Annotated in this window: 16 protein-coding genes and 2 pseudogenes; 11 read left to right on the top strand and 7 right to left on the bottom strand. The window is 53.4% G+C overall.

What is annotated here, in order from left to right; translation table 11 throughout:
- Positions 1 to 332: iron donor protein CyaY (gene cyaY, locus ACR52_RS10445; protein ID WP_048723728.1), on the bottom strand; the 332-nt coding region annotated here is incomplete at its 3' end.
- Between the two features lie 238 nt (positions 333 to 570).
- Here cyaY and lptM point away from each other — a divergent pair.
- From lptM to ACR52_RS10415, 6 genes are read left to right on the top strand one after another with little or no spacing between them, the layout of a single operon-like run.
- On the top strand, positions 571 to 738 hold the full coding sequence (gene lptM, locus ACR52_RS29300; protein ID WP_048723727.1) for an LPS translocon maturation chaperone LptM: 168 nt from the start codon (positions 571 to 573) through the stop codon (positions 736 to 738).
- Positions 739 to 747: 9 nt separating this feature from the next.
- Positions 748 to 1,995 (top strand): diaminopimelate decarboxylase, encoded by a 1,248-nt coding sequence (gene lysA / locus ACR52_RS10435; protein WP_048723725.1) that lies wholly within the window; start codon positions 748 to 750, stop codon positions 1,993 to 1,995.
- Positions 1,996 to 1,998: 3 nt separating this feature from the next.
- Positions 1,999 to 2,829: a diaminopimelate epimerase gene (gene dapF / locus ACR52_RS10430; RefSeq protein ID WP_048723724.1), complete on the top strand. Its 831-nt coding sequence runs from the start codon at positions 1,999 to 2,001 to the stop codon at positions 2,827 to 2,829.
- Positions 2,830 to 2,842: 13 nt separating this feature from the next.
- Positions 2,843 to 3,559, top strand: coding sequence for a DUF484 family protein (locus ACR52_RS10425; protein WP_048723723.1), 717 nt, complete (start codon positions 2,843 to 2,845; stop codon positions 3,557 to 3,559).
- 2 nt (positions 3,560 to 3,561) lie between these two features.
- Positions 3,562 to 4,461 carry a tyrosine recombinase XerC gene (gene xerC, locus ACR52_RS10420; protein ID WP_048723722.1) on the top strand — a complete coding sequence of 300 codons (900 nt, stop codon included), beginning with the start codon at positions 3,562 to 3,564 and terminating at the stop codon, positions 4,459 to 4,461.
- The gene (locus ACR52_RS10415) at positions 4,458 to 5,153 is read left to right on the top strand and encodes an HAD family hydrolase (protein ID WP_048723721.1); all 696 of its coding nucleotides are present in this window, start codon (positions 4,458 to 4,460) and stop codon (positions 5,151 to 5,153) included. The genes xerC and ACR52_RS10415 overlap by 4 nt, the downstream gene beginning before the upstream one ends.
- A gap of 67 nt (positions 5,154 to 5,220) precedes the next feature.
- Here the strand turns inward: ACR52_RS10415 and sutA are convergent, their stop codons facing one another.
- The 4 genes from sutA to glnK form a co-directional block, all read right to left on the bottom strand.
- Positions 5,221 to 5,550, bottom strand: coding sequence for a transcriptional regulator SutA (gene sutA / locus ACR52_RS10410; RefSeq protein WP_048723719.1), 330 nt, complete (start codon positions 5,548 to 5,550; stop codon positions 5,221 to 5,223).
- Between the two features lie 102 nt (positions 5,551 to 5,652).
- Positions 5,653 to 6,078 (bottom strand): secondary thiamine-phosphate synthase enzyme YjbQ, encoded by a 426-nt coding sequence (locus ACR52_RS10405; protein ID WP_048723717.1) that lies wholly within the window; start codon positions 6,076 to 6,078, stop codon positions 5,653 to 5,655.
- 211 nt (positions 6,079 to 6,289) lie between these two features.
- Positions 6,290 to 7,627 (bottom strand): ammonium transporter, encoded by a 1,338-nt coding sequence (locus ACR52_RS10400; RefSeq protein WP_048723715.1) that lies wholly within the window; start codon positions 7,625 to 7,627, stop codon positions 6,290 to 6,292.
- A gap of 34 nt (positions 7,628 to 7,661) precedes the next feature.
- A complete protein-coding gene (gene glnK, locus ACR52_RS10395) occupies positions 7,662 to 8,000 on the bottom strand; it encodes a P-II family nitrogen regulator (protein WP_002555808.1) in 339 nt (112 codons plus the stop codon).
- Positions 8,001 to 8,421: 421 nt separating this feature from the next.
- Here glnK and ACR52_RS10390 point away from each other — a divergent pair, with 421 nt between their 5' ends.
- The 4 genes and pseudogenes from ACR52_RS10390 to ACR52_RS10375 all read left to right on the top strand — a co-directional run bounded on the left by ACR52_RS10390 (position 8,422) and on the right by ACR52_RS10375 (position 13,739).
- Positions 8,422 to 8,682, top strand: coding sequence for an accessory factor UbiK family protein (locus ACR52_RS10390; protein WP_048723675.1), 261 nt, complete (start codon positions 8,422 to 8,424; stop codon positions 8,680 to 8,682).
- 236 nt (positions 8,683 to 8,918) lie between these two features.
- Positions 8,919 to 9,881, top strand: a pseudogene (locus tag ACR52_RS10385) (YifB family Mg chelatase-like AAA ATPase); the annotation flags it as partial.
- 44 nt (positions 9,882 to 9,925) lie between these two features.
- On the top strand, positions 9,926 to 11,680 hold the full coding sequence (locus ACR52_RS10380) for a recombinase family protein (protein WP_161799292.1): 1,755 nt from the start codon (positions 9,926 to 9,928) through the stop codon (positions 11,678 to 11,680).
- A gap of 412 nt (positions 11,681 to 12,092) precedes the next feature.
- Positions 12,093 to 13,739: a hypothetical protein gene (locus ACR52_RS10375; protein ID WP_048723672.1), complete on the top strand. Its 1,647-nt coding sequence runs from the start codon at positions 12,093 to 12,095 to the stop codon at positions 13,737 to 13,739.
- Positions 13,740 to 14,914: 1,175 nt separating this feature from the next.
- On the opposite strand, the gene ACR52_RS10370 is transcribed toward ACR52_RS10375, so the two are convergent.
- Positions 14,915 to 15,397, bottom strand: a complete 483-nt coding sequence (locus ACR52_RS10370) for a hypothetical protein (protein WP_048723670.1) — start codon at positions 15,395 to 15,397, stop codon at positions 14,915 to 14,917.
- A gap of 84 nt (positions 15,398 to 15,481) precedes the next feature.
- On the opposite strand from ACR52_RS10370, the pseudogene ACR52_RS10365 reads away from it, so the two are divergent.
- Positions 15,482 to 16,057: pseudogene (locus tag ACR52_RS10365) on the top strand (ATP-binding protein); the annotation flags it as partial.
- Here ACR52_RS10365 and ACR52_RS10360 read toward each other — a convergent pair.
- A complete protein-coding gene (locus ACR52_RS10360; protein WP_048723669.1) occupies positions 16,058 to 17,272 on the bottom strand; it encodes a benzoate/H(+) symporter BenE family transporter in 1,215 nt (404 codons plus the stop codon).
- Between the last annotated feature and the right edge of the window lie 61 nt (positions 17,273 to 17,333).

Here is a 17,333-nt window from a genome sequence, read left to right as displayed (position 1 = left end):
CAGATCTCGTCGAAGTCCAGCTCGGCGCCGGCTTGTTCCTGGACCAGGCGTGCGAGCATTTCGCTCAGCAGTTCATCACTCGTGTCGTGCGCCCAGCGATTTTCCTCTTCATCGTAGTCGAAGTGAAAACCACCGGACCGCGCCGCCAGCCACAGCTGACGCAACGGCTCCTGGCGGCTGAAGATCAACTGAGTGCCGTTCTCGAACTTGACGGTCAGCACGCCGGCCGAGTTTTCCAGGTCGAGGTCCAGGCCGCTCTCATCGAAAATATCTTCCAGCGCCTGCTGGGTCGAATCCACCAGGTCGTGAAAACGGGCTTCGGTCAAACTCATTGTGGCAACCTCAAAAGTGTCTGGTTTTGCTCAAGCGCCGCACAATACGGACGAGCCCCGCCGATTGCAAAGGATACCGAGTTCATTACCGATGGAGGTACGAAATATCCCCAGCAAGCGTAGCCCGGTTCGCGCCCACGTCAGCAAACCCCCGCCGGACGGGTATTCCGGCGCATAGGCAAGCCGGCAGGTGGTCGGTATACTCGGGCGCAATTAATGCATATTCAAGGATTTCGCCATGAAGCGCCTGATCTCTTCCCTTGCTGCGCTCGTCGCGGTCGCTTGCCTCGTTAGTGCCTGTGGTCAAAAAGGCCCGCTGTACCTGCCCGATGACAGCAAAGATCCGAACGAACAGGCGCAATCGTCGCAGAAGCCACAAAAAGCGCACAAGCACGACACTTACTAAGGGAAAATCATGGACGCTTTTAACTACCGGGACGGCGAGCTGTTCGCGGAAGGCGTGGCGCTGTCCGCGATTGCCGAGCGCTTTGGTACCCCGACCTATGTGTACTCACGCGCGCACATCGAAGCTCAATACCGCTCGTTCACCGACCCGCTCAATGGCGTGCCGCACCTGGTGTGCTATGCGGTGAAAGCCAACTCCAACCTGGGCGTGCTCAATGTCCTGGCGCGTCTGGGCGCCGGTTTCGACATCGTGTCCCGTGGCGAACTGGAGCGGGTACTGGCCGCCGGCGGCCAGGCTGACAAGATTGTGTTCTCCGGCGTCGGCAAGAGCCGCGAAGACATGCGCCGCGCCCTGGAAGTCGGCGTGCGTTGCTTCAACGTCGAGTCCACCGACGAGCTGGAGCGCCTGCAAGTCGTGGCCGCCGAAATGGGCGTTCGCGCGCCGATCTCCCTGCGCGTCAACCCGGACGTCGACGCCGGCACCCACCCGTACATTTCTACCGGTCTCAAAGAGAACAAGTTCGGCATCGCCATCGCCGACGCCGAGGACGTATACATCCGCGCCGCCCAACTGCCGAACCTGGAAGTGCTGGGTGTCGACTGCCATATCGGCTCGCAACTGACCACCCTGCCCCCGTTCCTCGATGCCCTCGACCGCCTGCTGGCGTTGATTGACCGCCTGGGCGAGTGCGGCATTTACCTGCACCACATCGACCTCGGTGGTGGCGTGGGCGTGTGTTATCGCGATGAAGAGCCGCCGCTGATTGCCGACTACATCAATGCCGTGCGCGAGCGCACCGAAGGCCGCGACCTGACGCTGATGTTCGAGCCGGGCCGGTATATCGTCGCCAATGCCGGCGTGCTGCTGACCCAGGTCGAGTACCTCAAGCACACCGAGCACAAGGATTTCGCCATCGTCGATGCGGCGATGAACGACCTGATCCGCCCGGCGCTGTACCAGGCCTGGATGAATGTCACCGCCGTGACACCTCGCGACAGCGAAGCCCGTGCCTATGACATCGTCGGCCCGATCTGTGAAACCGGCGACTTCCTGGCCAAGGATCGTCAACTGGCCCTGGAAGAAGGCGACCTGCTGGCCATTCATTCGGCCGGTGCCTACGGGTTTGTCATGAGTTCCAACTACAACACCCGCGGGCGTACCGCCGAGGTGCTGGTGGACGGTGATCAAGCGTTTGAAGTGCGTCGCCGCGAGACGGTAGCCGAGTTGTATGCTGGCGAAAGCCTGCTGCCGGAGTAAGCCATGCTGCTGCGTTTTACCAAGATGCACGGGCTGGGCAATGATTTCATGGTCCTTGACCTGGTCAGCCAGCACGCACACATCCTGCCCAAACACGCTAAACAGTGGGGCGACCGTCATACCGGCATCGGCTTCGACCAGTTGCTGATCGTCGAGGCGCCGAGCAACCCTGAGGTGGATTTCCGTTACCGGATCTTCAACTCCGACGGCTCCGAAGTGGAACAGTGCGGCAACGGTGCGCGCTGCTTCGCACGCTTTGTGCTCGACAAGCGCCTGACCGCCAAGCGCCAGATTCGCGTCGAGACCAAGAGCGGCGTGATCGAACTGGACATTCGCAGCGACGGCCAGATCAGCGTCAACATGGGCGCGCCACGCCTGGTGCCGGCGGATATTCCGTTCCAGGCCACCGAGCAAGCCACGAACTACGCCGTTGAAGTCGACGGCAAGACTGTCGAGCTGGCCGCCGTGTCCATGGGCAACCCCCATGCCGTGCTGCGAGTCAACGACATCAATAACGCGCCGGTGCATGAGCTGGGGCCGAAGATCGAACATCACCCGCGCTTTCCGGCACGGGTCAATGTGGGCTTCCTGCAGGTGATCGACCGTTCCCGCGCGCAACTGCGTGTGTGGGAGCGCGGCGCCGGCGAAACCCAGGCCTGCGGTACCGGCGCTTGCGCCGCTGCCGTGGCCGCGATCAGCCAGGGGTGGATGGATTCGCCGCTGCTGATCGACCTGCCCGGCGGACGTTTGTCCATCGAATGGGCAGGCCCTGGCCACCCGGTGATGATGACCGGGCCGGCCACGCGCGTATACGAAGGACAGGTCCGTCTATGAGTGAGCAAAGCTAATGACCGATAAGCCTCAAGTACCCGCACAAGCTACCCCGAGCGAAAGTCTGGAGGCCGCTGCTGTCGCGGCGTACCTTGAGGCTAATCCGGACTTCTTCGTCGAGCATGAAGAACTGCTGCCAGCGCTGCGCATCCCCCACCAGCGCGGCGATACCGTGTCGCTGGTGGAGCGACAGATGAAGATCCTGCGCGAGCGCAATATCGAAATGCGCCACCGGCTCTCGCATCTGATGGACGTAGCCCGTGACAACGATCGCCTGTTCGACAAGACCCGCCGCCTGATCCTGACCCTGATGGATGCCACCAGCCTGGAAGAAACGGTGATCGCCGTGGAAGACAGTCTGCGCCAGGATTTCCAGGTGCCTTTTGTCAGCCTGATCCTGTTCAGCGACAACCCGATGCCGGTGGGGCGCTGGGTCAGCGGTAGAGACGCACAGACGGCGATTGGCGGTCTGCTCTCCGAAGGCAAAACCATCAGCGGCACCTTGCGCGAGCATGAACTGGACTTTTTGTTTGGCGCCGAACAGCGCCAGCAAATCGGCTCCACCGCCGTAGTTGCCCTCAGCCACCAAGGCCTGCACGGCGTACTGGCCATCGCCAGCCGTGATCCACAGCATTACAAAAGCTCGGTGGGCACGCTGTTCCTGACTTACATCGCCGAAGTGCTCGGCCGCGTACTGCCGCGCTTCACCACTGCCCTGCGCGCGGTGCGCTAGCCATGGAACGGCAACTGGACGCTTACTGCGCTCACCTGCGCAGCGAGCGCCAGGTGTCGCCCCATACCCTGGAAGCCTACCGGCGGGACTTGAACAAGGTCCTGGCCTGGTGCGAAAAACAGCAGATCTCCAGCTGGAAGACCCTGGATATCCAGAGCCTGCGCAGCCTGATCGCCCGCCTGCACCAGCAAGGCCAATCCTCACGCAGCCTGGCGCGCTTGCTGTCGGCGGTGCGCGGCCTCTACCACTACCTGAACCGCGAAGGCCTGTGCGACCACGACCCGGCCAATGGCCTGGCCCCGCCCAAGGGCGAACGACGCCTGCCCAAGACCCTCGACACCGACCGCGCCCTGCAACTGCTGGACGGCGCTGTCGAGGATGACTTCCTGGCCCATCGCGACCAGGCGATCCTTGAGCTGTTCTATTCTTCGGGCCTGCGCCTGTCGGAACTGACCGGCCTGAATCTCGATCAACTGGACCTCGCGGACGGCCTGGTGCAAGTGCTCGGCAAAGGCAGCAAGACCCGCGTGTTGCCGGTGGGCCGCAAAGCCCGTGAAGCGTTACAGCTATGGCTGCCGCTGCGCCTGTTGACCAACCCGGCAGACGATGCGGTGTTTGTCAGCCAGCAAGGTCGGCGCCTGGGGCCACGGGCGATTCAGCTACGGGTCAAGGCTGCCGGCGAGCGCGAGCTGGGGCAAAACCTGCACCCGCACATGCTGCGGCACTCCTTTGCCAGCCATATGCTCGAATCATCCCAGGACCTGCGCGCGGTGCAGGAACTGCTCGGCCATTCCGACATCAAGACCACACAGATCTATACCCATCTGGACTTCCAACACCTGGCAACGGTGTATGACAGCGCCCATCCACGGGCCAAACGCATCAAGGGCGGCGACTCATGAGCATCAAGCTGATCACCTTCGACCTGGACGACACCCTCTGGGACAACGTACCCGTCATCGTCAGCGCCGAAGCGTCGATGCGCGAATGGCTGGCGACCCACGCGGCCAAAGTGGGCGACTTGCCCCTGGAGCATTTCGCCAGCCTTCGCCAGCAGGTGCTGCAACGTCATCCCGAGCTCAAAAACCGCATCAGCCTCCTGCGCCATCGCGTATTGATGCACGCCTTTGAAGAGGCAGGCTATCCGCAGCCTGAAGCGACGCAGATGGCGGATGTGTGCTTTGAAGCATTCATACACGCGCGTCACCAGCTCACCGTGTTCCCCGAAGCCGAGCCCATGCTGCATGCACTGCGCCAGCACTTCCTGCTGGGCGTGATCACCAACGGTAATGCGGATGTGCAGCGCGTCGGCCTGGCGGACTATTTCCACTTCGCCCTGCGCGCCGAAGACATCGGCATCGCCAAACCGGATGCACGATTGTTTGAGGAAGCGTTACAGCGCGGTGGCGTGGACGCCAGTGCGGCGGTGCATGTGGGCGATCACCCGGGGGATGACATCGCCGGGGCGCAACAGGCCGGGCTGCGTGCGGTGTGGTTCAACCCGACGGGCAAGGCCTGGGAGGCGGATAAACGCCCGGATGCGCAGATTAGTAGCCTGAAGGAATTGCCGAAGCTGCTGGCAAGCTGGAAATAATCCCCTGTAGCAGCCATGAAAAAGCCCGCAGCGACGGCGGGCTTTTTCAGCAAGCAGGTGGTTGACCTTAGATAGGTCGGCTGCCGTACTTGTTATCGGGCTTCTTCGGTGGATCTGCCACCACGTTGGCCTCAACTTCCTGCACTCTGCCGCCTTTAGCGAGGAATTCTTCCATCGCACGGGCCAGCGCATCGCGCTCTTTGTTCTTGGCTTCAACGCTCGGCAGTTCGTCTACCGAAACAGCGGCCTTGGCCTTGCCTTTGGCTGCTTTGGCAGGCGTATCGTCGCCACCGTCATCGCCTTCGTCAGGAGCGTCTTCCGCTACCGCTTCAAGTTCTTCGGTATCGTCTTCATCACCGACTTCCAGTTCGTCGTTTTCCAGATCATCGTCGCTCATGTTCTACCTCATGACTTGCGAAAAGCAGATTAGTTATAGCCCAGCTTCACCCTCTGTCGAGTGCGCCGGAAAAAAATCAACATCCACTGGATAACCAGTGGCTTATGCCCCATCACCGTGCAAGGTGGCGAGGACTTTACGAGCACCGCCCTGATCACGGTGCTCGCCCAGATAAATACCTTGCCAGGTCCCCATCGCCAAGCGGCCGGCCTTGACCGGCAAACTCAGCTGGCAGCCCAGGAGACTGGCCTTAAAGTGCGCCGGCAGATCATCCGGTCCTTCGTCGTCATGTTCATATCCCGCCCGACCTTGCGGCACCAGCGCATTGAAAAAACGTTCGAAGTCACGACGAACCGCCGGATCGGCATTCTCGTTGACAGTCAACGAGGCCGAGGTGTGCTGCAGCCACAGGTGCAACAGGCCCACACGACAGGCCTTTAATTCAGGCAAGCCGGCAAGCAACTCGTCGGTCACCAGATGAAAGCCCCGGGGCTTGGCCCGCAGGGTTATCAGGTTCTGTTGCCACATACAGTTCTCCGCCCATCGGCGCGCATTCTAGCGCGCTCAGGGAAAAAACAAAGTGCCGAATACGCCTACATGCCTGTAAGACATTCGCACGCTGAAAAGTGCCGCGTGCGCACCATCACAAACTGGGCGCAAAAACCGGCACAGCTTGCTATGACAGACAAACGCCAGACAAAAAAATGCCCGGCAAGCCGGGCATCTTTTTTACGCGTACTTACAAGTTGTAACCGCGTTCGTTGTGTTGCGCCAGGTCGAGGCCGACAGCCTCTTCCTCTTCGGTCACCCGCAGACCCATGACCATGTCCAGCACCTTGAGGATGATGTAGGTCACGATGGCGGTGTAGATCACAGTGAAGCCGACGCCTTTGCACTGAATCCAGACTTGCGCAGCGATGTCAGTCACAGTGCCGAAGCCGCCCAGAGCAGGGGCTGCGAATACACCGGTGAGGATCGCACCGACGATACCGCCGATACCGTGCACGCCGAACGCGTCCAGGGAGTCGTCGTAGCCCAGCTTGCGCTTGAGGCTGGTAGCGCAGAAGAAGCAAACCACACCCGCGACCAGGCCGATCACCAGGGCGCCCATTGGGCCCACTGTGCCAGCAGCCGGGGTGACCGCAACCAGGCCGGCCACCACACCCGAGGCAATGCCCAGAGCGCTTGGCTTACCGTGAGTGATCCACTCGGCGAACATCCAGCCCAGCGCAGCAGCAGCAGTAGCGATCTGAGTCACCAGCATCGCCATGCCGGCAGTACCGTTGGCCGCAGCAGCGGAACCAGCGTTGAAGCCGAACCAGCCGATCCACAGCATGGCCGCACCCACCAGGGTGTAACCGAGGTTGTGAGGCGCCATCGGGGTGGTCGGGAAGCCTTTACGCTTGCCGAGCACGATGCACGCTACCAGGCCAGCCACACCGGCGTTGATGTGCACAACGGTGCCGCCGGCGAAGTCCAGCACGCCCCAGTCCCACAGCAGGCCACCGTTGCCGCTCCAGACCATGTGCGCGATTGGCGCATAGACCAGGGTGAACCAGATGGCCATGAAGATCAGCATCGCGGAGAACTTCATGCGCTCGGCGAACGCACCGACAATCAGTGCCGGGGTGATGATGGCGAAGGTCATCTGGAAGGTGATGAACACTGCTTCCGGGAACAAAGCCGCAGGGCCAGTGATGCTGGCCGGGGTGACACCCGCCAGGAACGCCTTGCCCATGCCGCCGAAGAAGGAGTTGAAGTTGACCACACCCTGTTCCATCCCGGTCGTATCGAACGCGATGCTGTAACCGTAGACAACCCACAGGATGCTGATCAGGCCAGTGATGGCGAAGCACTGCATCATCACCGACAGAATATTTTTGGAGCGGACCATGCCGCCGTAGAACAGCGCCAGGCCAGGGATAGTCATGAACAGCACCAGCGCGGTGGCTGTCAGCATCCAAGCAGTGTCGCCGGAATTGAGGACTGGAGCCGCCACTTCGTCTGCCGCCATAGCCAGGCTGGGCATTACGATGGACAACAGGGCTCCGAGCCCTGCGATTTTACGCAGAGTCATAGTGTTTTCTCCTGGGGCGTTGGGGTTTGGCGGCTTAGATTGCGTCGGTATCGGTTTCGCCGGTACGGATGCGAATAGCCTGTTCCAGATTGACCACGAAGATCTTGCCGTCACCGATCTTGCCGGTGTTGGCGGCCTTGGTTATCGCCTCGATAACCCGGTCAAGATCCTTGTCGTCAATGGCGACATCAATCTTCACCTTCGGCAGGAAATCGACCACGTATTCCGCGCCGCGATACAGCTCGGTGTGACCCTTCTGCCGACCGAAGCCTTTGACCTCAGTAACGGTAATGCCCTGCACGCCGATCTCGGACAACGACTCGCGTACATCGTCCAATTTGAACGGCTTGATGATGGCAGTGACTAGCTTCATGAAAACTCTCTCCCGAATTGGTGGACTTGCCCCAGGAAAACAAACCCGTCTCAAGTCTAAGCGCAGTGCCTGGCTTTGTAACGCGTCGTCGCCTCGGCATTTACCGTTGCGACGCCAGCGAACCACTGGTGACGAAACCTGTACCCCTGATCCGTCGGCGCACTGCATTCGTCACAGCGACTGCATCAGTGCATGGGTCATGATCGTCTAAGCAGAAACCTTGCCAGCTCCGTAAAAATCACTGAAATCAGTCCTTTGTTCACTTATGCCCACCTGCGGGCGCCCTTGACGAATGTAATGCGCACGAAAACAGTGCGTCACCGCCCAACCCCATGCGCGAAAAGCGTGCGTCTGCGGCCGTGAAAAGACTATAGACGCTGCGTGATACACTGCCCGCCAACAGTTTTCCGGAATGTTTCCCATGCTCGCGCCCAAAGACCTCCTCGACGCCCTGAGCGGCCACGCCTCTCGCCTGTTCAGCGGCGACACCCCGCTGCCCCGCAATGAAATCGAAAGCCAGTTCAAGGCGCTGTTGCAAAGTGGCTTCAGCAAGCTTGACCTGGTCAGCCGGGAAGAATTCGATAGCCAGATGGTCGTGCTGGCCCGCACGCGTGCGCGGTTGGAGAGCCTGGAGGCGAAGGTGGAGGAGCTGGAAGCGCGGTTGAGTCCACCAGCCGAGTAACGCCCACCGTTGTAGGAGCGAGCTTGCTCGCGAAGAACCCGAAAGCGCCGCGTTCATTCAGAATGCCCGCGTTATCGTTGACTATTTTCGCGAGCAAGGGCTAGCCGCCCGCCTCGCTCCTACAGATAGCCCCCTACAGGCAGTCACGTTCTGTAAAACCTCCCCGCCTCGATTTTCCCCACCTCGTCTACCCTTGAAAAACCCGCAGGAAGCGGCCCTCCACTCAAGGAACGAGCATGTCCCTCGCCATCGTCCACAGCCGCGCCCAGATCGGCGTTGAAGCCCCTGCCGTCACCGTCGAAGTGCACATGGCCAATGGTCTGCCTTCGCTGACGCTGGTGGGTTTGCCCGAAACCGCGGTCAGGGAAAGCAAGGACCGCGTGCGTAGCGCCATTCTCAATTCCGCGCTGCAATACCCCGCCCGCCGCATCACCCTCAATCTCGCGCCCGCCGACCTGCCCAAGGACGGCGGGCGTTTTGATTTGGCGATTGCCCTGGGGATTCTGGCGGCCAGTGTGCAGGTGCCGGCATTGATGCTTGATGACGTGGAATGCCTGGGGGAATTGGCGCTGTCCGGCGAAGTCCGCGCTGTGAAAGGTGTGCTGCCGGCGGCGCTGGCAGCGCGCAAGGCCGGACGCACCCTGATAGTGCCGCGGGCGAATGCCGAGGAGGCGTGCCTGGCTTCCGGGTTGAAGGTGATCGCCGTGGACCACCTGCTGCAGGTGGTGGCGCACCTGAATGGGCACGTACCGATTGAGCCTTACAAATCTGATGGTTTGCAGTACCTGAACAAACCCTACCCGGACCTGAGCGAGGTGCAAGGGCAGCTGGCGGCGAAGCGGGCGTTGCTGATCGCGGCGGCCGGCGCTCACAACCTGCTTTTCAGCGGCCCGCCGGGCACCGGCAAAACCTTGCTCGCCAGCCGCCTGCCCGGTTTGCTGCCGCCTTTGAGCGAGCAGGAAGCACTGGAGGTCGCGGCGATTCAATCGGTGGTCAGCCTCGCGCCGTTGAGCCACTGGCCCCATCGACCGTTTCGCCAGCCGCATCATTCGGCGTCCGGCCCGGCATTGGTAGGCGGCGGGTCGAAGCCACAACCGGGGGAAATCACCCTGGCGCATCACGGGGTGTTGTTTCTGGATGAGTTGCCGGAATTTGATCGCAAGGTGCTGGAGGTTTTGCGTGAGCCGCTGGAGACTGGTAGATGGTATTCTCACACTTTTCCAAACGTCACAGGAAGCCCGGAATGCCTACTGCCTACGCTTATATCCGCTACTCATCCAAGGCCCAAGGCGAAGCCGGTAGGGACTCCGTAGACCGTCAAATGGCTTCAATCCAAGCTATTACAAAGCAACAAGGTATTGAGTTGCCGCCCGAGAATATCTACTCGGATACGGGCATATCTGCACACGATGGAAGCAACAAACGAAAAGGAAAACTAAAAGAACTCATTGATATGATTAGCGATATGCATATCAAAGAGGGCGATTATATATTCGTTGAAAGTATCGACCGGCTTAGTCGCCAAAGGCTTCTACAAGCGAAAGAATTAGTCAATGGCATCCTTGAAAAAGGGGTTATTTTAATAACCACCATTGACGGTCAACGATATGAAAAACCAAACGAAACAAACCGTATTGATGACTTACAGCAAGATATTCTTTTAAGTGTTATCGCAAAGCGAGCATACGAAGAAAGCAACACAAAATCAGTTCGCAGAAAATCCGCATGGAATAGGGCCAAGAAATTAGCCGAAGAAGAAAAAGTCATTTTTAACGCTCATAATCCACCCTATGGCATTCGATACAATACAGAACTTAACTGCTTTGAAATCGAGGAAGAAGAAGCTCAGGAAATAAGAGATTTCTTTGAAAGTTTGAAGTATGTTGGCGTGTCATTGTCAATTAAAAAGCTCAACGCTTATTCAAAACGGAAATGGTCAAGTAGAAATATAAAGCACCTAATAGATACAAAATATGTTCTCGGTGCCTACATGGCTCAACGAAGAGACGAAAACAAAAAGAAAGTATTTGAGCGATACATTGAAAATTATTACCCCCAAATTGTTTCATATGAACTATTTAATGAAGCAATAGCTGCAATGAAAAACAGAGCACAGAGAAAAAACTACGGCAACCAAAGTGTTGGGAGCTTGAACATTTTCCGCCACAGCATCAAATGTGAATATTGCCAAGCGTCCATGTTGTTTGAAAAACAAACAAACCCAAAAGGTATTGTTTATCCGTATTTCCAATGCTACACACGCAAAGAATTAAAAAATGGATGTGACCAGCCACGCTTTCGTTTTGATTTGGCTTTTGGGTTATTTCTTGAACTCATATATCAATCAACAACAGATGAAGACTTCAACGTTCACCCATGGCAAAACGAAGCCCCAAATCCTGAACTTCAACATGAATGGATAACTCGCGAAAGCGGGATGAGGTATCGACTCCCAACACAGGAAGATATTGATGAAGAAGAACGAGTAGAAAACTTTAAAGAACTACTAATTAAACTCCTTTCAAACAGAGAAAACCAAACCAAAGACAACAAGAAAATTGTCGAACTGAATAACTTTTTACTTGAACAAAAAAGTTACAGAGAAAACCTAATGAAATCTTTTGCTGGTTTCACCAGCGGAGTTATCCCAAAAGAATTCTTAGAGGTAGTTAGCAAAACAGAAGCAAACATCAACGATATTGAACAAAACCTTGCAGAACTACAAACACAAATAAACATCAAGAAAACCACTATAAACATTTACTCGGAAAACGACATAGTTGATTTATACAAAACAGAAGATGGCCGATTAAAAATAAATCAATTCTTTGTTGCTAACGACATCACCTTCAAATTTAACTTCGACAAAACCACAAGAACTTTGTTTGCTAAGATTTTCCAGAGTGATTTTGAAATTGACCGCATAGCGAAACAGTTCAGCCTACATAATCCACTTAAAGAATTCGGTATCAACAATCTCAACGAATACTTTAATTGAAGCCATCACAATGAAAGTAGGCTGCCTAATCAAGTGGCCTTTTTTGTTCTCGCTTGAAAATAAAATAATACATGGTAACTTGTAGTTAAATAACTCAATCACTGAAAGTATGAGTATTTATCAACCAGTTGATGGTAATTTCACACTTTCACTTCGTGAAAGCCGCTACGCTTGCGAAATGACCACTGGTGCCTAGTCGGCAGGACAGAAACAAAAGCAACGGCAACACCTACTGTTCAACAAGAAAATTCTCACCATTTACAATGGCTCTAATTTCTCTTGTAGAACAATTTGCGAAGACTCCGCACCCTTTAGGGTCGTAGCCTTACGCAGTCACCAGCGGCCTTGTGGGCCTTCTGAGTGACAAAGACAACTCAGTTCACCTACCCGGTGAACATCGATCAGGAGCAAGATGTCCAAAACCAAAAGTATGATCTGGAAAAGATTAAATTTCACCAGTGGTAACCGTGTTAAGAAAACCCCCGGTATCAATCAACTTAAATCATCACTTGAACATTCTTTAAGGATTGTTCAAAAAAATGACCTTGAATTTAACAAAGACCTTATTGAAAAGAACATTGTTTTTTTCAATAACAAACTTACAAGAATGGATAAACTTTCGATTGATGACCGAAAGGAAATATTCATATCCATATACGCCCCACTCACTGAGCAAAAACAAAATAATGGGCAATTATCCGAAGTTAATTGTGAGCTGTCAAAATACGCTTATAAGTTAAAGGCACTTATCAAAAAAAATGAAGATAGTGAATTAACATCGTTCCTTCAAGCCTTGCTTCACAACCCAGAAGCTGTCGATATTGATTCTTCAAATGTTATTGACAAAATGAATATTCAACGCAAGAAGCAAAAGATTTCTTGTGTCAACAACTACATAGAATTAAAAAACAAATCTGTCGAATTGAATAAATCGGATGATGATTTCAGTTTGAAAAAAACTGTTATTCAAGAAGCATTCTGGAAATTCCCGTTCAACCAATGCGTGGACAATGTAAAACCTACTGATTACATGAATATAATCAATAACTTTTACAAAGAGCATCTGCCTGATTACCCAGTTAAATTAATCGTTTTTCATGGTGATGAAATCACCAATCGACATGATGAAAACTTGGGAGTTCACCCACATATATTCATAGATGGAAAAAACAAAAAAACAGGAAAATATGACTTAATCAATGATGAATTTAAAATGGTCAATGACTTTTTGAAAAGTGAGGGAAACCCTGAAATTGAAGGTAGAAAATTTTCCGACGCTCAGACATTAGGAGAAGCCTATCAGAGAATGATATATGCGTTTGTTAATAAGGAGCTTGTTAAAAAGGGTTATGATTTTCAAGTTGATGTATTACCTGAAACAGAAGATAAAAAAATAAGAAGGAAGTTAATCAATGCTGACGCCTCTAAACCAAAGATGTTTAGAACATTCAATTCAATAAATAAAAGCATGGACGAGCTTGCAGCTCTTGAAATCACATTAAAAGAAAAAGCCGAAAACCAAGCCAAGCTTGATAAAGACCTCAAAAGAGTTTTGGGCCTTAGTCAAATATACAAGCAAGAAAATGAAAAATTATCAGGCGACAACAAAAAACTTTATTCAAGAATAGATGATGGCAAACAAGAAGCTATTGTCATTGATAGCAATATCAAAGCAATGAGAAAAACCGAAAATGATTTAGCCACTTCAATAAATTCAAAGACTGATGAAATAAAAGAGCTTGATATTCTCATCGAAGACAAAAGAACTTATTACGAGAAGCTTAGCGACGCTTTTAAATCTGTCCGAAACTTTGTTGAAGCTTGTATTCATCGCAGCATACGCTACGAAACTACCAAACCAAATCAATCGCAACTAGATAACGTTAATAATGAATTAAAGATAATGCATAAAGAACTTCCTTCGCCAGAAGGTCAAAAGTTAATCAATGAATATCTTGATATACAAGAAGCTGAACTTCATAAAAATGACATCCCTGTTAAATTTGAAGGCGGTTTTTTAGATAGAAAATCAAACAGGTTAGCCAAAATAAGGACGTAATCTTTTAAGTCTAGATACAAGACAAACAGAATTTTTAATTCTGTTTTTTATTAGCCTGCTGCTAATTTCTAAAATGAAAAAAGCGATTCTGGATGGTAAGAGCAAAGCCGCGATTTGACTTTATCCAACAAAATGATACAACATTAAAAGGTGAAGCCCTAATGTGATTAGCATTAAGGCTTCGGCGTTGATACTGTTAACGGCAGTTTCAACTTGTAATTAAAGTTATAGCATATAATTTTAACCTTTCAAGTCTCTCCTGCCGTAAAAATCAAATCCTAATAATAAATTTCAGTATTAACACATGTAAGCAATGTTGGAAATTCAGGTGATTGTTCCGTTGCGTAGCCTAAGAGAAATAGAATGGGGATATTGGAAATTTCTCAACCCGCCAGCCATAGAGATATGTTGAACAGGGTTCCAATATGGTGTTGATATAGCCATCAAGTGTTCAAAGTTTAAACTGAGTATCACAGATTTAAACCCCGAGCTAAAATAAGCGTAATCGGGCAAAGCTCAACTGTTTTCAGTTATTGAAGATAGGAAGACCAGCTTTGCCCGAGCTTTATTCTGGTAAGAATAAAAGCGAAGGGCAAGGCTGGAATTAAAAAGATATCACACACACGTACGTACCTACACACCCACACACACGTACCTGCACACCTACACCTACACCTACCTACACACTCACACCTCTACGAGATTACATCGCTAAAACACTCGAAACACCCGAAATTTAGGTGGTTTATTAGGGCGGGAGTAGTAAGACACCTATGCAACTAATTACGCTTCGTAAGCACGCATTTTAAATAACATCTTTTGGTAGCAAAACTTTCGAAAATTTTAAACTCGTTATTTTGCCGTTTTTAGAGGACTCACCATCATCCTCGTATATTAATATCTACACGCAAAAATACGCTGTTTTTGGCCTGTTTCCGTTAACGCACCAAAAAATGCATTTGTTTTTTTATGAGTTTTTTATGTAGTTTTTTGAGTTTTCATTTTCTTGGACAGCCGTTTCTTGGCTTAAAATCAATGAAAACCACTGTCAATAGCAAAATGAAAATAAATTTAAGGTCGAACCTTATTAGTCAAATAGGGTTGGACCTTAATCAATGCAATCATCTGCTCATTTTTCAAACTTGAACAAGTTCAAGCTTTCAAAATGACCTTGCTTATCTATGCTTATGATTTGCACCACTTTCAGCGATTAACATTCCAACGATACGAGCCCCCCAAGTAATTACCAGAAGACCGACGACTATAAAAAACAATGTCCACATTCCTTTGAATGCACTGGCTAATAATGCAAATGGCACTACTGCTCCCCCAAGCAATACCATGCCAAGAATCGCCCAGAAACCACCCCATAGGAACCATGTAGTCAAAAGGCTAATGAGAAAACTCAGGAGGCCGAAAACATATGAAAAAATGTATATCGTTGCACCAGTAAAAACCCGAAGTCTTTTAAAGATTGAAAGTGGCAACAACACAAACAAAATCAACCCTATGCATATCCATCCTACTGATATTAACGGCGGAATTATTTGTTCGTAAGCTCTGGTTATACCTGCAAAAAATAAGAACGGTAAAGCCAGCAATCCTAGAAAAACGGCAATCCCGAACGCAATGCTCCCAGCTTTTGATAAAAATCCCATACAACCTCCTGTTGGCAAAATGCCATTCTCAGTCCAATCAGGAACAAAAATCCATTACTAAAAATTGTGTGGAATAACCCCCTACCATTCGAGTCCGGGCACATTGTGATTTCCCGGGCGCGCGACCGTGTGAGTTTCCCGGCGCGCTTTCAACTGGTGGCGGCGATGAACCCCTGCCCTTGCGGCTACCTGGGCGATCCCTGCGCGCGCTGCCGCTGCACGCCGGAGCAAATTCAGCGCTATCGCAACAAACTCTCGGGGCCGCTGCTGGATCGTATCGACCTGCACCTGACGGTCGCCCGGGAAGTCACTGCCCTTAATCCGGTCCGGCAGGCCGGCGACGACACGCCTACCGCGTCGGCGCTGGTTGCCGAGGCTCGGGAGCGTCAGCAACAGCGCCAAGGTTGCGCCAATGCCTTCCTTGACCTGCCGGGTTTGCGCCAGCATTGCGCACTGTCCAAGCCTGACGAAGCCTGGCTGGAACGCGCCTGCGAGCGACTAACCCTATCCCTTCGAGCAGCGCACCGCCTGCTCAAAGTCGCCCGCACCCTGGCGGATCTGGAGCGCGCAGACATGATCGGTCGCAACCACATTGCAGAAGCCCTGCAATATCGGCCATCGGCATCCAGTCAGGTCGATTGCGCAGGCGGACCCCATTAGTCATGGCTTGGCATTTTGCGCCCTGCGGCTTGGCAGGCGGCCGTTCAGCAGCACGTAGGCGGCCAAACCGATCAGCAACCCCCAAAACGCACCACCGATCCCCAACAGAGTGATATTTGCGGCGCATGCCAAAAAGGTGATCAGGGAGGCTTCACGGGACTTGATTTCAGCCATGGCGTTGGCGAGGCTCGCGCCGATGGTGCCGAGCAGGGCCAACCCGGCCAGCGCAGTAATGAAACCCGCCGGGAACGCAATGAATACGGCGGCGAGGGTCACCCCGAAAACCCCAATAACGATGTAGAACACGCCAGCAGCAACCCCCGCGATCCAACGCTTGGACGGGTCCTGCGAGGCCTCCTTGCCCGTGCAGATAGCGGCGGTGATGGCGGCGACGTTGAATGCGTGAGAACCGAACGGTGCCATTAACAACGAGCCCAGCCCGGTCACGGTCAGGATGGGGTTGGCGCTGGTCTTGAAGCCATCATTGCGCAACACCAGCATCCCAGGCATGTACTGGCCCGTCAGGGTGATCAGAAACAGCGGCAGAGCCACACTGAGCAGCGCATTGATCGAGAACTCAGGCCGGGTGAATACCGGCGCCGCCAATTGCAGGGACAGTCCCGACAAATCCACGCGGCCCTGCACCAGCAGAAATACCAACCCCAGCACCAGAATGCCGACGACGGCGTAGCGCGCGGTAAACCGCTTGAGTACGACATAAGCGGCAATCAACAACCCGACCAGGACAGGGTCCAGGCTCATGCCACCAAACGCGCCGATGCCGAACTGCAGCAGAATGCCAGCCAGCATGGCCGCAGCGATGCCCGGCGGAATCAGCCGAATGACTTTGTCAAAGAAGCCGGACAGCCCCAGCAGCACAAACGCAGCGGCTGAAATGATGTAAGCGCCGACCGCCTCGGCATAGGGCGTGGTAGAGAGGGCGACCACCAGAAACGCCGCGGCGGGGGTCGACCACGCGGTGATGATCGGCTCACGGCTCACCCAACTGAGAAACAGCCCGGTCACTCCAACGCCAATTGAAATCGACCAGACCCACGATGCTGTCAGTTCGGGACTGAGCCCGGCCACTTTGGCAGCCTGAAACACCAGAATAAACGTGCCGCCATAATTGACGATGACTGAAATCAGCCCCGCAACCACGGGTGGGAAAAGGTCGCGCAGGCGCAGCGACGATGGCGATACCAGAGAAGACATGGGTGCGTTGCTCCTTGCAATACGAGGTATTGAGCCTCGCCTGATGGGTCAGTTACCGGGG

The organism is Pseudomonas fildesensis, assembly GCF_001050345.1.
Lineage (GTDB): Bacteria > Pseudomonadota > Gammaproteobacteria > Pseudomonadales > Pseudomonadaceae > Aquipseudomonas > Aquipseudomonas fildesensis.
This window is presented reverse-complemented; position numbering and strand designations above follow the sequence as displayed.